This is a genomic window from Streptomyces sp. NPDC041940, assembly GCF_055589465.1.
Genome location: NZ_JBVJBP010000003.1, coordinates 238,045 through 250,713, shown reverse-complemented (window position 1 = coordinate 250,713; position 12,669 = coordinate 238,045). Strand labels below are relative to the sequence as shown.

The window sequence follows — 12,669 nt, the reverse complement described above, 5'->3', positions numbered from 1 at the left end:
ACCGTTCGATGCCGGGCAGCGGCACCCGGCCGCCCCCGCGTCGGGGCACTCATCGATGCAAACGAAAGCGCGTCCGACGTGGGAGTCTTCGCGGTGAGGGGTACCAGCAGGGCCCCAGCCATCTCCCGTCGCGCAGTGGCTGGGCGCGGGACGTGTCGTGATCGCAAAAGTCCCCGCGCTGCGGAGCTGGACACGGTGCGGCTCAGTTCTGCGCTGATGCGGCCGTGCGCTCTGAGGCGGCCAGGAGGCCGAGGGGCAGCAGGGCTGCCAGGGCGAACGCCAGGCCGGTCAGCGACGGGCCCTTCAGACCCGGGCTGGAGATGATGGCCATGCCGCCGAGCCAGGAGCCCGCGGCGATCCCGACCTGGAACGCGGAGTTGGCGAAGGCCATGGGCAGGGACCGCCCGGCTCCGGCGATGCGGACGACCTGGCCGACCACGATCGGGTTGGTGGAGAAGCCGGCCGCGCCGAGCAGCACCACGAGGGCCACGGCCACGACGCTGTTGGTCGCCCACAGGGTGATGGCGGCCAGGATCACGGCCATGAGGGCGGTGGCCGGGATGAGGGTGGCATAGGGCCTGCGGTCACCGAGACGCCCGCCGACCGTGGTTCCGGCCAGAGCGCCGACGCCGTAGCCGAGCAGCACCAGCGGGACGACGGCCTCGGCGAGGTGGGCCCGCTCGGTCAGCAACGGGGCGACGTAGCTGTATACCGCCAGCATGCCGGCCTGCACCAGAGCGATGGCCAGATAGACGAGCCACAGGCGGGGCTGCTTGAGCGCGCCCAACTCGCCGCGCAGGGAGCTGTCGCCGCCGCCGGTGTCGGCGGGCAGCCGGCGGGCGATCACCGCGGCGGCGGCCAGGGCGAGCACGGCGAGCACCCAGAAGGGGCCTTGCCAGCCGGACAGTTGCCCGGCTGCCGTACCGAGGGGGACGCCGACGATGTTGGCGACGGTCACGCCGCCGACCATCACACCCATGGCGCGGGTGCTGGCGGCCGGCCCGGCAGCGGCGGTCGCCACCGCCGCGCCAACGGCCCAGAACGTGCCGTTGCCCAGCGCCGCGGCGAACCGGCCGACGAGCGCAAGGGCCAGGTCGGAGCTGAGCGCGCCGATGACGTGGCCGGCGGCGAAGACGATCAGCGCGGCGATCATCGCCGAGCGGCGCGGCAGGCGCAGGGTCGCGATGGACATCGCGGGCGCGCCGACCATCATGCCGATGGCGAAGACGGTGATCAGCAGCCCCGCGCTGGACACGCTCACGTTCAGGGCACCGGAGATCTCCGGCAGCAGACCGGCGACGATCAGCTCACTGGTGCCCATGATGAACGCGACGGCGCCCAGCAGCCACACCACCGGTGGCAGCTTGGTCTTCCCGGCGGCACCGGCCATACCGCGGTGTCGCCCGGGCGATCCGGTGACCGAGGTATCCGGTTGGGTGGATGACGGGGAGGCGGGGGGATTCACCAAAGGTCCTTTCGAGCGTGCGGCGCATGCCACGGCTGCCCGGAGACGACGGTCAGCCGGGGGATGGGGAACGCGCCGAGGGGACGTGCGAGCGGAGCCGTTCGGACTCCGACGCGATCCACGAAACCAGCCGCCGCCGACGGCAAACAGTCACGCTCGTGAGGGGTAATGGCAGGGACCCCCTCGTGCCCGGGAAGCCGAGTGTGCGGGGTCGACAGCGGGGAAGACGGAAGCCCGCCGCCGCACGAAGACGTACGGCGGCGGGCAGGAGCGTGCCGCAAACGCGGTCACAGAGAGGGCGTCGGCAGGCTGACCGGCGCGCGTGGAGTCAGCCGGAGCCGGCCTCAGCGCTCGCCGTCGGCCTGCGCGGCGGCCTGGTCCTGGTGCTGGGTGGCTGCCCAGGCGGCCAGGAGCTTCAGGGCGTCCGCGGCCGGTGTGCCGGGATCTGCGCTGTAGACGGTGATGGACAGCCCGTCCTCACCGGGCAGGTCCAGCATCTCGTGGACCAGTTCGAGCTCGCCCACCGCCGGATGGTGGAACCGCTTCGTTCCGTCGGTGTAGACGTGTACGTCGCGCGCGCCCCACATGGTGCGGAAGGCGTCACTGCGGGCTGACAGCTCACCGATCAGGTTTTGCAGGTCTCGGTCGTAGGGGTTCTTGGCGACCTCGACCCGCAGCGCGCCCACTCCGTCGTGGGCCACGCGTTCCCAGTCGGGATACAGCCGGGTGGCCCGCGGGTCGAGGAAGGCGAACCGCATCGTGTTGACCGGCTCCACCTGGAACACCTCACAGTGCAGGGCGCGGGCGAGCGGATTGGCCGCCAGGATGTCCATGCGGTTGTTACGCAGATACGCCGGCTGATCGTGCAGGCCCTCGATAAGGCGCAGCACACTCGGCCGCACCACAGCCTTCTTCGGGCGGCGCCGGACGCGGGCCGGGCTGGTGCCTGCCGCGCGTGCCAGCGCGTACAGGTGATCACGCTCGATGTCGCTGAGCCGCAGGGCCTGGGCGAGGGCGTCCAGGACGCTGTCGGAGACCCCGCCGAGGTTGCCGCGCTCCAGGCGCGTGTAGTACTCGACGCTCACCCCGGCGAGCATCGCGACCTCGTTTCGGCGCAGCCCGGGCACCCGCCGCTGCCCGTACACCGGCAGACCCGCCTGCTCAGGCGTGATCTTGCCACGGCGGGACTTGAGGAATGCACTGACTTCGGCCCGATTGTCCATGGCTCCAGCGTAGGAAAGACCCCGCCGCCGCTGGGGGTCCCTGTCATTACCCCTCACAGCACAGACTCCCTCGACCGGGCCAGAGCCGGTTGCCTGACGCTGTGCTGCCTCACTCAGAAAGGAATCGCATGCGTACGACGACCTTGAGGCTCGACGGTCCCGAGGTGGGCGTGCTCGGCCTGGGGCGCATGGGCATGAGCTACGCCTACGACATGGCGGCGGCTCGCGATGAGGACGGCGCTCTCGGTGATCCGCAGGGCCCTGGATCTGGGTAGACCCTGATCGACACTGCGGATGTGTACGGACCGTTCACCAACGAGGAACTGGTCGGTCGGTCGCTGTCCGGCGGCTACCGCGACCAGGCGGTTCTGGCCACGAAGGTCGGCGCACTGTCCCGGGATGCCGAGGGCCACCCGATCCGTGCCGAGAACGGCCGTCCGGAGCACATCCGCCGCTCGATCGACGAGAACCTGCGGCGCCTGGGCACCGACCACGTGCCGATCGAGGAGAGTGTCGGCACGCTGGCCCAGCGGTTGTGGCGGGCAAGGCCCGCGCCATCGGCCTGTCCGAGGTGACCGTCGAGCAGATCAGGCGCGCCCGGTCGGTACACCCGTTCACCTCGCCCTGGCCCGGGGCGAGTACGTCATCCCGATCCCCGGCACCAAGACTCCGAAGTATCTGCGCGACAACGCCGGTGCCACCGGCATCCGGCTGAGCGAGGCCGACCTAGACGCGCTGAACGCCCTGCCCGCCCCGGAAGGCGGCCGGGGGTTCTGGCCCTCCTCACCGCCCTCACGTCCCTAGGAAAGGAATCACTGTGAAGGTCGAACGCAAGACGGTTGATGGTGTCTTCATCGAGCACACGCCGTCAGAAGGCAGTCCCTCCGGTCCGCCCATCGTCTTCGTTCACGGCGGTCTGCAGGGCAGCTGGGCATGGGAGAACTACCTCCCCTACTTCGCTGCGACCGGCCGGGACTGCTATGCGTTCAGCTGGTTCAACCACCACGGGTCCCGTGAGTTGCCGGACGATCAGTTCGCGGCACGTTCTATGGCCGACACCGTGGAAGAGCTGGAGACCGTGGTCAATCACATCGGGCAGGTACCGGTACTGGTGACCCACAGCATGGGGTCACTGGTTGGGCAGAGGTACGCCGAGAAGCACCCCGTTGTCGCGCAGGTACACATCACCCCCGCCATCTGTGCCGAGGTGGGCCTCCATCCCAAGACCGAGATCGATCTCTCGACGCCGGTCGAACCTGCCTCTTTCGAAACCGAATGGCCTCGGGTATTCGAGGGCTGTTCAGAAGATGACGCCCGCCGCTATCACTCCCTGCTGTCGAGGGAATCAGCTGTCGCTATCGAGGAAACCATCTCCAGCTCCCTCAGCGTGGACCGCACACGCATCAGCGGACCGTCACTGGTGATCGCGGCAGAACACGACGTCGTCGTGCCCGCGGAAGCGGTCCGCCGAAGCGCTGCCCACTTCGGCTCCGACTACCTGTTCCTTCCCGGTAAGACCCACAACGTGCTCCTCGAACCCGGCTGGCTCGAGACGGCTCAGCGCATCGACACCTGGCTCGACAGCCAAACCTGGTAGAAGCCGGTCAGCTTGCACACCCGGTGCGCCGCGCTCTGCGCCGGTTGCCATCCAAGCAAGCCCCGAAGGTCTGCGTCCGGGCAAGACCGTTCACATGGACGGCAGGTAGCCAGGGCATCTCAGCGGCTTTCAGCGGCAGGTTCTCGGCAACCGGCTGCGTACCGCAGTTCGAACCGCGGTCGCGGGACAGCTCCGGACAGCGCCGGGTAGGCGGTGGGAGGCAGTGGCAGGTGCACCCGTCCATCCCTGGCAAGTCCGGCGTACAGAAGCGCTGCCAGAACGTTCCCGCTCCGGAGCACGGTTGGGAATCACCGACGCGCGCCTCCAGCCAGCAGCAGAGGCGAGGGCAAGAGCCCTGTACCGCGATTTCTTACGAGAGCCTGACGAGGCGTTCGATCCTTCATCAACGTGCTCGCCCCACCCGTAGATCTGGACACGAAGTCCCCGCCAGTTGGCGGAGCTTGAAGCAGTCCAGGAGTCAATGGTGATCACGCGCGGCAGAGGGTCGGTATCGGGCGCGGCAGCCGTTCCCACACGAACGACGTCGACATCGAGCCAGCTCGGCGTCTTCCGCCAAGGGCGGTCGGGCCCGGAATCCCGAGTACGACGGGTTCCCGTACGACTGGACCGGGACGCGGGAAACAGGCTGCCTACCACGGTTCGGAGGGCCGGCACATCCCAAAGTCACAGGCCCTCCCCTCTGTCCGGCTTCGCCGAGTCCGGCATCTCATGCTCGGCCACACGGTGACCAGAAGCGGCACCACAGCGCACTTGACCCAGAGATCTATGAGGAGTCCCATGCGACGCAACACGCGCAAGCGATCGAAGACGACCCGCCGGGCCATCGCCGCCGTGGCGGCGACAGCCCTGGGAGCTGGAGGGCTGATAGCCGCGAACGTGTACGCCTCGGCTGGCGAGAGCGGAGGCGGCCACACCACCAAGAGCTCGACCCAGGGGCGAATCCCCCAGGCCATGGCGGCGGGGACCGCAACCATCGACTGTCCCGATGTCGGTACCCGGCTGCAGCAGGTGCCCGACCAGGCAAGGGCGGAGGTCGACAGGGAACTCGCACTGCTGGACCAGCAGGTTTCGGAGGCCTACCAGAGGTTGCGGAGCTCGACCCGAGCCATACAGCAGGACAGCAACTTCGCCAGCAACGCGATCACGGGCCCGCTGAAGGCCAAGCGGGTCGCGACCATCGACCGCATCGCGATCGCCATCGGCCGTGTGGCCGACCAGCCGCAGGGCCTGGACTCCCTTGCCGCCTGCACCCTCCGCGCCTCCGGCAACCAGGCCGACAACGGCGCTACCGGCGAGGACCAGAGCGGCCAGGGCCAGAACGGCAACGCTGGGCAGGTCGGCAACGGCCCCGTCGCCTCCGATTTCGTGGACATCACCACCGTCCAGCCCAACGTCCCCAACGCCAAGAAGCAACGCAACGCCTCGAGAGGAAGGTTCACCACCGACTGCGGCGTGAACGAGAACAAGCTGTACAACTCCGACAACATCATCGTCGCTCCCGGTGTGGGCAACGGGGCGCACCACACACACGACTACGTGGGCAACCAAGCGAACGACGCGTTCGCCGACAACGAGGACTTCGCGGCCGGAGAGACCACCTGCCAGAACCAGGGTGACAAGTCGTCGTACTACTGGCCGGTCCTCCGCCTACAGGACGGCACCCAGGAGTTCGACGCCGGCCAGCCGGGCGGTGGCGCCGAGGGCAACATCGGCAGGATCCTCACCGCCTCGGAGGTGACTCTGGAGTATGTGGGCAACCCGCGCGGCAAGGTCGTGGCGATGCCGAAGTTCCTGCGCATCATCACCGGAGACGCCAAGGCGTTCACCAACGGAACGGCCAATGCCAACGCCGCGTGGAGCTGCACCGGCTTCGAGGACCGGCAGCTGACGGACAAGTACCCGGTCTGTCCCGAGGACAGCAGCGTGGTACGGACGTCCAAGTTCCAGAGCTGCTGGGACGGCCAGAACATCGACAGCGCCAACCACCGTACTCACGTAGCGTTCACCGACCCGAGGACCGGTGCCTGCCCCAACGGCTTCAAGGCCATTCCGCAACTGGTTCAGCGCCTGGTGTACGACGTGGACGCGCCGAGCCTGAACGACAATGGCCAGTCCAGTCCCTTCTTCGCCGTGGACGGCTTCCCGGAGCAGATGCACAAGCCGATCACCGACCACGGCGACTTCGTCAACGTCTTCGACGAGCGGCTGATGAATCGGATGGTCAAGTGCATCAACACCGGCCGGCAGTGCGAGTGACCTGACGGGTTGAGACACCCGTCCGGGCCTGTCCGCAACAGGACACACTGCGGGCAGGCCCGCACTTGTGTAAGGAGTCCGCTGACGCGGGCGGGCAGCGCGGCAGCCATGGGCCTGCAGTTCCGAAGCGGTCCTACAGCCGGTTCACCACCTGGTCGACGGTGAGGGTCCGCAGGCGGCGGCCGTACGGATGACGGCCGAGGCACGCGGATGCAGCACGACGTGAGAGGTGACGAGGTCCACGGCTGCAGCCACCAACCCGTCGTACAGCCCCCTCTCATCGCGAAGCCAAGGGCCCAGTTGTGGCCGGGTCATCGGGTCGGTGGCGCCCGACACCTCCCAGTCGTCGGCCCAGCCGATGATGTGGCCCCCGACAGACGCGGCGGCGGTCAGCACGTCCTCGCGTTGCCGCTCCGGAGACGATGTGGCGAGCTTCATTCGCGACAGCCGTCGCACGCCGAGCAGGCACTTCCCGCATCCGGCGTAGGGGCGTTCGATCATGTTCAGGTCCGTACCGCGCAAGGCTTCTCCATTTCGAACACGCAAGGTACGGAGAATCGGCGGCCACGCCCAGGACGATCTCGCTCAGCCCAGGAAACTCAGTCGAACCTGACGGTTGGGATTGTCCTTGTTGGTGTCCACCAGGCAGACCGACTGCCACGTGCCGAGCTGCAGCCGGCCGTCCAGCACCGGCAGGGTCGCGTGGGGCGGGACGAGGGCGGGCAGGACGTGGTCGCGTCCGTGGCCGGGGCTGCCGTGCCGGTGCTGCCAGCGGTCGTCGGCCGGCAGCAGCGTGTGCAGCGTGGCCAGGAGATCGTCGTCGCTGCCGGCGCCGGTCTCGAGAACGGCGATCCCGGCTGTCGCGTGGGGCACGAAGACATTGAGGAGGCCGTCGCGGCCGGCAGCCTCCTCGCGCAGGAAGGACGCGCAGTCGCCGGTGATGTCGACGACCCTCTCCGTGGACCCGGAGGTGATGTTCAGAACGTGGGTGGTGAAGACATCTGACATACCCTCCATCCTGACGCACCCGCCGCGTTTCACCGGGTCACGCCGGACCGAGTGGCGATACCGGCGTCCACTGGACGAGACGCCGTTGACCGTGCGCATGCCACCTGGCTAGGTTCAGCAGCATGTTGCGTTCAGCCCTGCTCACCACGCGCGGTCACATCGACCTGCTGCGGGTGGCCTCCGCCGCGTGTCGCCGCGGCTGCTGACGCCCTTTTCTCTCCTCCCCTCTCCGCTCACCTCGCCTTCGTCGCGCTTGCCCGCCGATCTCCCCTGATCCCGTGGGCGCGGTGATGACGAGGCGTGCCGTCAACGGCCCTCGCTCTCCCCCTGTGGAGCCCCTTCATGAGCATCAGCCATGCCCCGCCGAAGTCATCGGCGCCCGAAATTTCGCCTGTATCGGCTTCTGATCCCGACCTCCAACCCCTCGTCCCCGCCTCCTCCCGCCGCACCCGCGTCCCCCGCTGGCTGCGCCGCACCACCGGCCCGGTCCTGCTGCTGGTGTTGTGGCAACTCCTCAGCAGCACAGGCTCGTTGCCGCCGGACGTGCTCGCCTCGCCCGGCCGTATCGCCCAGGTCGGCGGGGACATGGTCGCCGACGGTTCACTGCCCGCGGCCATGGGCACCTCGCTCCAGCGCGTCGCGTTCGGGCTGCTGTTCGGCCTGGTCGTCGGCACCGGACTCGCCCTGCTCTCGGGCCTGTTCCGGATCGGCGAGGACCTGGTCGACGCGCCCTTGCAGATGCTGCGGACCGTGCCGTTCGTGGGGCTCATCCCGCTGTTCATCATCTGGTTCGGCATCGGCGAGGCCCCCAAGGTCGCCATCATCACGCTCGGCGTGACCTTCCCCCTCTACCTCAACGTCTACGCCGGGATCCGTGGCGTGGACTCCCAGTTGATCGAGGCCGGGGAGTCCCTCGGACTGTCGCGATGGGGCCTCGTACGGCATGTCGTGCTGCCCGGTGCGCTGCCGAGCGCGATGACCGGTCTGCGCTACTCGCTCGGCATCGCCTGGCTCGCGCTGGTCTTCGCCGAGCAGGTCAACGCCGACTCCGGCATCGGATTCCTCATGGTGCAGGCACGGGACTTCCTGCGGACCGACGTGATCGTGGTCTGCCTGGTCGTCTACGCCTTCCTCGGCCTGCTCGCCGACTTCATCGTCCGCTCTCTCGAAAAGGTGCTGCTGCAATGGCGACCGACGTTCACCGGCCGGTGACCCCCCAGGCCGTCCATGTCGACGGGCTCACCCGTTCCTTCGACGGCCGTGCCGTCATCGACGACCTGCGACTGGACGTCGAGCCGGGCGAGTTCGTGGCCCTGCTCGGCCGCAGCGGCTGCGGCAAGTCGACGCTGCTGCGCATCCTCGCCGGGCTCGACCGCGACATCGAGGGCAGCGTCCTGGTGCCGCGCCGCAAGGCCGTCGCCTTCCAGGCACCGCGGCTGATGCCGTGGAAGAAGGTGTGGCGCAACGTCCTGCTCGGTCTGCCGGGCAAGCCCGAGCGGACCGTCGCCGAGCAGGCCCTCGACGAGGTCGGCCTCGGTCACCGCTCGGACGCCTGGCCCAAGACCCTCTCCGGCGGTGAGGCCCAACGCGCTTCCCTGGCACGGGCGTTGGTGCGCGAGCCGGATCTGCTGCTGCTCGACGAGCCGTTCGGCGCGCTCGACGCGCTCACCCGCATCAAGGCCCAGCGGCTCGTGGGCGAGTTGTGGCAGCGCAGGGGATGCGCGGTGCTCCTCGTCACCCATGACGTGGAGGAGGCCGTGCTGCTCGCCGACCGCGTCCTGGTGATGGACGACGGCGTCATCGCCCACGAGCAGCACATCGACCTCGACCGTCCCCGCGACATCGCCGACCCGCGCTTCGCCGCGCTGCGCGCCGGACTCCTCGAACGCCTGGGCGTCGAGGCGACGGCCGCCGAAGCCGCCTGACCCACCCCGCGAACTTCACGCACGACACGTACGACACGTACGACCCACACGAACGGAACCGCCATGCGACGACGCCTCGCTCCCGCCGCTCTGCTTCTCCCGCCCGCCGCCCTGCTACTCCCCCTCGCCCTGCTGCTCTCCGCCTGCGGCGGAAATTCGGCCGCCAGTACCTCGGACGGCGGCACCGACGGCCAAGGCGACGTCACGATCGACGTCGGTGACCAGAAGGGCGGTTCGGAGGCCATCCTGCGGGCCGCCGGGGAACTGAAGAACCTCGACTACAAGATCAAGTGGTCGACGTTCACCTCCGGCCCGCCCCTGCTGGAGGCCGTCAACGCCAAGGCCGTCGACATCGGCGGCGTCGGCAACACCCCGCCGGTGTTCGCCGCGGGGGCGGGTTCGAAGATCAAGGTCGTGGCCGCGTGGCACGGCACCTCCAAGGGCGACACCATCCTCGTCCCGAACGACTCGTCCCTGAGGAACCCCGCCCAGCTCAAGGGCAAGTCGGTCGCCGTCGCCCAGGGATCCTCCGCGCACTTCCAGTTGGTCGCGAACCTAAAGAAGGTCGGGCTGAAGCTGAGCGACGTCAAGGTCAAGTACCTCCAGCCGGCCGACGCGCTCGCCGCGTTCACCGCCGGCAAGGTCGACGCGTGGGCGGTGTGGGACCCGTACACCTCGCAGGTGCTCAAGGCCGAGCAGGGCCGCGTGCTGAGCGACGGCGACGGGGTGACCAACGGGCTCACCTTCCAGGTCGCGGCACCGGACGCGCTGAAGGACAAGAAGAAGGCCGCCGCCGTCAAGGACTACCTGGAACGGCTGCGGCGCGCCTACACCTGGGTGTACGAGCACGAGGAGGAGTGGGCGAAGGTCTGGGCGAAGGACACCGGGCTCCCCGAGGACGTGGCACTGGCGGCGGTGAAGCGCACCTACACCACCCGGGTCGAGGTCGCGGTCGACAAGCCGTTGATCGCCTCCGAGCAGGAGATCGCCGACACGTTCACGGCGTTGAAGCTCATCCCGCGCAAGGTCGACTTCGCCGACTTCACCGACACCCGGTTCAACGGCGACCTGCCGCCGTCGACCACCGCGCCCCGGCCCTCGGAAGGCTCGTGACCTGACCTGACCGTGCGGGAAGATCCCTGTCTCCGGCGCGGTTGGTAGAAGCGTGAACAACACGCACGAGGTCGCGGTGGTCGTCATAGGCGCAGGTCAGGCCGGTCTGGCCGGCGCCTTTCACCTGCGGCGGGCCGGTTTCGAGCCGGACCGCGACTTCGTCGTGCTGGACCACTCCCCCGGGCCCGGCGGCGCCTGGCAGTTCCGCTGGCCGTCACTGACGTACGGCAAGGTGCACGGCATGCACGCGCTGCCGGGGATGGAACTCACCGGCGCGGACCCGGCGCGGCCGTCCGCCGAGGTGATCAGCGACTACTTCGATCGCTACGAGCGGACCTTCGACCTGCGGGTACGGCGCCCGGTCGACGTACGCGCGGTGCGCGAGGGCTCCGGCGGGCGGCTGCTCGTGGAGACCTCGGACGGTGTGTGGTCGACGCGGGCGCTGATCAACGCGACCGGCACCTGGGACCGGCCGTTCTGGCCGCGCTATCCCGGGCAGGAGACCTTCCTGGGACGGCAGTTGCACACCGCGCGGTATCCCGGGCCCGAGGAGTTCGCCGGGCAGCGGGTCGTCGTGGTGGGCGGCGGTGCGTCGGGCACGCAGCATCTGCTGGAGGTCGCCGCGTACGCCGCCTCCACCACCTGGGTGACACGGCGTCCGCCCGTCTTCCGTGAGGGGCCCTTCGACGAGGACGCGGGCCGGGCGGCGGTCGCGCTCGTCGAGGAGCGGGTGCGGCAGGGGCTGCCGCCCAGGAGCGTCGTCTCGGTCACCGGGCTGCCGCTCAACGACGCGATCCGGCAGGGCATCGAGGACGGCGTGCTCGACCGGCAGCCGATGTTCGACCGCGTCACGCCGACCGGGGTGGACTGGAAGGACGGCCGGCACGTCGACGCCGACGTCATCCTCTGGGCCACCGGCTTCCGGCCCGCCGTCGACCACCTCACCCCGCTGCGGCTGCGCGAGCCGGGCGGCGGCATCCGTCTCGAGGGCACGCGCGCGGCCTCCGACCTGCGGATTCACCTCGTCGGCTACGGACCGTCGGCCAGCACGATCGGCGCGAACCGGGCGGGCCGGGCGGCCGTCCGCGACATCAGGCGGCTGCTGACGCCCGAGCCGGCCGCGGCGTGACAACGACGAGACGAGACGTCGGCTGCGGGCCGTCTACGGCTGGTCGGGCAGTTCCCCGGGCCCCTGAGGGGCCGCCGTGCCCGTGCTCTTCCGCTGGGTGTTGAACTCCGCGACGTTGCGCTGGTGTTCCGCGTAGTCTGCGGTGAAGCGGGTGTCGCCGGGCCGGACCGTGACGAAGTACAGCCAGTCGCCCGGGGGCGGGGTGACGGCGGCGCGCATCGCCTCCTCGCCCGGGTTGGCGATGGGTGTGGGCGGCAGCCCCATGCGCTGGTACGTGTTGTAGGGGTTGTCGATTTGGGTGTCGCTCTCTGTCGTCCGCAGGGTGGAGCGGCCCAGCGCGTAGTTGACGGTGGAGTCCATCTGGAGCGGCATCCCGCGTTCAAGGCGGTTGAAGACGACCCGGGCCACCTTGCCCATGTCGGACGTGGTGGCCGCCTCCGCCTGGACGATGCTCGCGATGGTGACGGCCTGGTAGACGTTCATCGCGTTGCGCTGCGCCCCCGCGGCGATGGGCGCGCCGTTGAACTTCTCGTTCGCGGTGTCGATCATCCGCGCCAGGAGCTTCTCCGGCTTGGCCTTCCAGGGGAGCGGATAGGTCGCCGGGAAGAGGTAGCCCTCCGGGTTGCCGTGGGCGTCGTCCGGCAGTTTCGCGGCGGCCTTCGCGAGGGACTTCTTCGCACTGCCGGCGGGCAGGGCGAGGGCCTTGTCGACGGCGGCGTAGACCTGGCTCGCGCGCCAGCCCTCCGGGATCACCAGGGTCGCGGTCCGGCCGCCGCCGTCCCCGGGCCCCAGAATCAGCAGCGGCACCGCCACGGCGGTGCCGACCAGGACGGCTCCGGTCGCGACGAGGACGATACGGCCCCGGCGCGTCAGTCGCAGGGTGCTCCGTGGCGGAGTGCTCCGTGGCGGAGTGTTCGTCTGCATGCGGGCAC

14 protein-coding genes are annotated in these 12,669 nt (G+C 69.5%); 9 read left to right on the top strand and 5 right to left on the bottom strand.

Going from position 1 to position 12,669, the window contains the following annotated elements; all coding sequences use genetic code 11:
- Window positions 1-202: 202 nt before the first annotated feature.
- Both ACZ6I3_RS08455 and ACZ6I3_RS08450 read right to left on the bottom strand, forming a co-directional pair.
- Window positions 203-1,390 carry an MFS transporter gene (locus ACZ6I3_RS08455; protein WP_469412844.1) on the bottom strand — a complete coding sequence of 396 codons (1,188 nt, stop codon included), beginning with the start codon at window positions 1,388-1,390 and terminating at the stop codon, window positions 203-205.
- A 419-nt stretch (window positions 1,391-1,809) separates the two neighbouring features.
- A complete protein-coding gene (locus ACZ6I3_RS08450) occupies window positions 1,810-2,688 on the bottom strand; it encodes a helix-turn-helix transcriptional regulator (protein ID WP_469412843.1) in 879 nt (292 codons plus the stop codon).
- 128 nt (window positions 2,689-2,816) lie between these two features.
- On the opposite strand from ACZ6I3_RS08450, the gene ACZ6I3_RS08445 reads away from it, so the two are divergent.
- The 4 genes from ACZ6I3_RS08445 (at window position 2,817) to ACZ6I3_RS08430 (ending at window position 6,562) form a co-directional block, all read left to right on the top strand.
- Complete coding sequence (locus tag ACZ6I3_RS08445; protein WP_469412841.1) at window positions 2,817-2,963, top strand: hypothetical protein; 147 nt, start codon at window positions 2,817-2,819, stop codon at window positions 2,961-2,963.
- Between the two features lie 21 nt (window positions 2,964-2,984).
- Window positions 2,985-3,263 carry an aldo/keto reductase gene (locus ACZ6I3_RS08440; protein ID WP_469412840.1) on the top strand — a complete coding sequence of 93 codons (279 nt, stop codon included), beginning with the start codon at window positions 2,985-2,987 and terminating at the stop codon, window positions 3,261-3,263.
- 242 nt (window positions 3,264-3,505) lie between these two features.
- Complete coding sequence (locus tag ACZ6I3_RS08435; RefSeq protein WP_469412839.1) at window positions 3,506-4,285, top strand: alpha/beta hydrolase; 780 nt, start codon at window positions 3,506-3,508, stop codon at window positions 4,283-4,285.
- 798 nt (window positions 4,286-5,083) lie between these two features.
- Window positions 5,084-6,562 (top strand): DUF1996 domain-containing protein, encoded by a 1,479-nt coding sequence (locus ACZ6I3_RS08430; RefSeq protein WP_469412837.1) that lies wholly within the window; start codon window positions 5,084-5,086, stop codon window positions 6,560-6,562.
- A 144-nt stretch (window positions 6,563-6,706) separates the two neighbouring features.
- Here ACZ6I3_RS08430 and ACZ6I3_RS08425 read toward each other — a convergent pair whose 3' ends face one another.
- Both ACZ6I3_RS08425 and ACZ6I3_RS08420 read right to left on the bottom strand, forming a co-directional pair.
- The gene (locus tag ACZ6I3_RS08425) at window positions 6,707-7,084 is read right to left on the bottom strand and encodes a recombinase family protein (RefSeq protein WP_469412836.1); all 378 of its coding nucleotides are present in this window, start codon (window positions 7,082-7,084) and stop codon (window positions 6,707-6,709) included.
- 63 nt (window positions 7,085-7,147) lie between these two features.
- Entirely contained in the window at window positions 7,148-7,570 is a 423-nt protein-coding gene (locus tag ACZ6I3_RS08420) for a secondary thiamine-phosphate synthase enzyme YjbQ (RefSeq protein ID WP_469412834.1), read from the bottom strand.
- Window positions 7,571-7,692: 122 nt separating this feature from the next.
- Between ACZ6I3_RS08420 and ACZ6I3_RS08415 the strand changes: the two genes are divergently transcribed.
- The 5 genes from ACZ6I3_RS08415 (at window position 7,693) to ACZ6I3_RS08395 (ending at window position 11,737) form a co-directional block, all read left to right on the top strand.
- A complete protein-coding gene (locus ACZ6I3_RS08415; RefSeq protein WP_349817350.1) occupies window positions 7,693-7,776 on the top strand; it encodes a putative leader peptide in 84 nt (27 codons plus the stop codon).
- Between the two features lie 136 nt (window positions 7,777-7,912).
- Entirely contained in the window at window positions 7,913-8,782 is an 870-nt protein-coding gene (locus tag ACZ6I3_RS08410; protein ID WP_469412831.1) for an ABC transporter permease, read from the top strand.
- Window positions 8,755-9,495: an ABC transporter ATP-binding protein gene (locus ACZ6I3_RS08405; RefSeq protein ID WP_469412829.1), complete on the top strand. Its 741-nt coding sequence runs from the start codon at window positions 8,755-8,757 to the stop codon at window positions 9,493-9,495. The genes ACZ6I3_RS08410 and ACZ6I3_RS08405 overlap by 28 nt, the downstream gene beginning before the upstream one ends.
- Window positions 9,496-9,558: 63 nt before the next feature.
- Complete coding sequence (locus tag ACZ6I3_RS08400; RefSeq protein WP_469412827.1) at window positions 9,559-10,608, top strand: ABC transporter substrate-binding protein; 1,050 nt, start codon at window positions 9,559-9,561, stop codon at window positions 10,606-10,608.
- Window positions 10,609-10,660: 52 nt separating this feature from the next.
- Complete coding sequence (locus tag ACZ6I3_RS08395) at window positions 10,661-11,737, top strand: NAD(P)-binding domain-containing protein (RefSeq protein WP_469412826.1); 1,077 nt, start codon at window positions 10,661-10,663, stop codon at window positions 11,735-11,737.
- Between the two features lie 33 nt (window positions 11,738-11,770).
- On the opposite strand, the gene mltG is transcribed toward ACZ6I3_RS08395, so the two are convergent.
- A complete protein-coding gene (mltG, locus tag ACZ6I3_RS08390) occupies window positions 11,771-12,661 on the bottom strand; it encodes an endolytic transglycosylase MltG (protein ID WP_469412824.1) in 891 nt (296 codons plus the stop codon).
- Window positions 12,662-12,669 lie beyond the last annotated feature (8 nt).

Coding starts and splice junctions, on each gene's coding strand:
- ACZ6I3_RS08455 (WP_469412844.1), bottom strand. CDS start 1,390: ATGGCCGGTGCCGCCGGGAAGACCAAGCTGCCACCGGTGGTGTGGCTG.
- ACZ6I3_RS08450 (WP_469412843.1), bottom strand. CDS start 2,688: ATGGACAATCGGGCCGAAGTCAGTGCATTCCTCAAGTCCCGCCGTGGC.
- ACZ6I3_RS08445 (WP_469412841.1), top strand. CDS start 2,817: ATGCGTACGACGACCTTGAGGCTCGACGGTCCCGAGGTGGGCGTGCTC.
- ACZ6I3_RS08430 (WP_469412837.1), top strand. CDS start 5,084: ATGCGACGCAACACGCGCAAGCGATCGAAGACGACCCGCCGGGCCATC.
- ACZ6I3_RS08420 (WP_469412834.1), bottom strand. CDS start 7,570: ATGTCAGATGTCTTCACCACCCACGTTCTGAACATCACCTCCGGGTCC.
- ACZ6I3_RS08415 (WP_349817350.1), top strand. CDS start 7,693: ATGTTGCGTTCAGCCCTGCTCACCACGCGCGGTCACATCGACCTGCTG.
- ACZ6I3_RS08410 (WP_469412831.1), top strand. CDS start 7,913: ATGAGCATCAGCCATGCCCCGCCGAAGTCATCGGCGCCCGAAATTTCG.
- ACZ6I3_RS08405 (WP_469412829.1), top strand. CDS start 8,755: ATGGCGACCGACGTTCACCGGCCGGTGACCCCCCAGGCCGTCCATGTC.
- ACZ6I3_RS08400 (WP_469412827.1), top strand. CDS start 9,559: ATGCGACGACGCCTCGCTCCCGCCGCTCTGCTTCTCCCGCCCGCCGCC.
- mltG (WP_469412824.1), bottom strand. CDS start 12,661: ATGCAGACGAACACTCCGCCACGGAGCACTCCGCCACGGAGCACCCTG.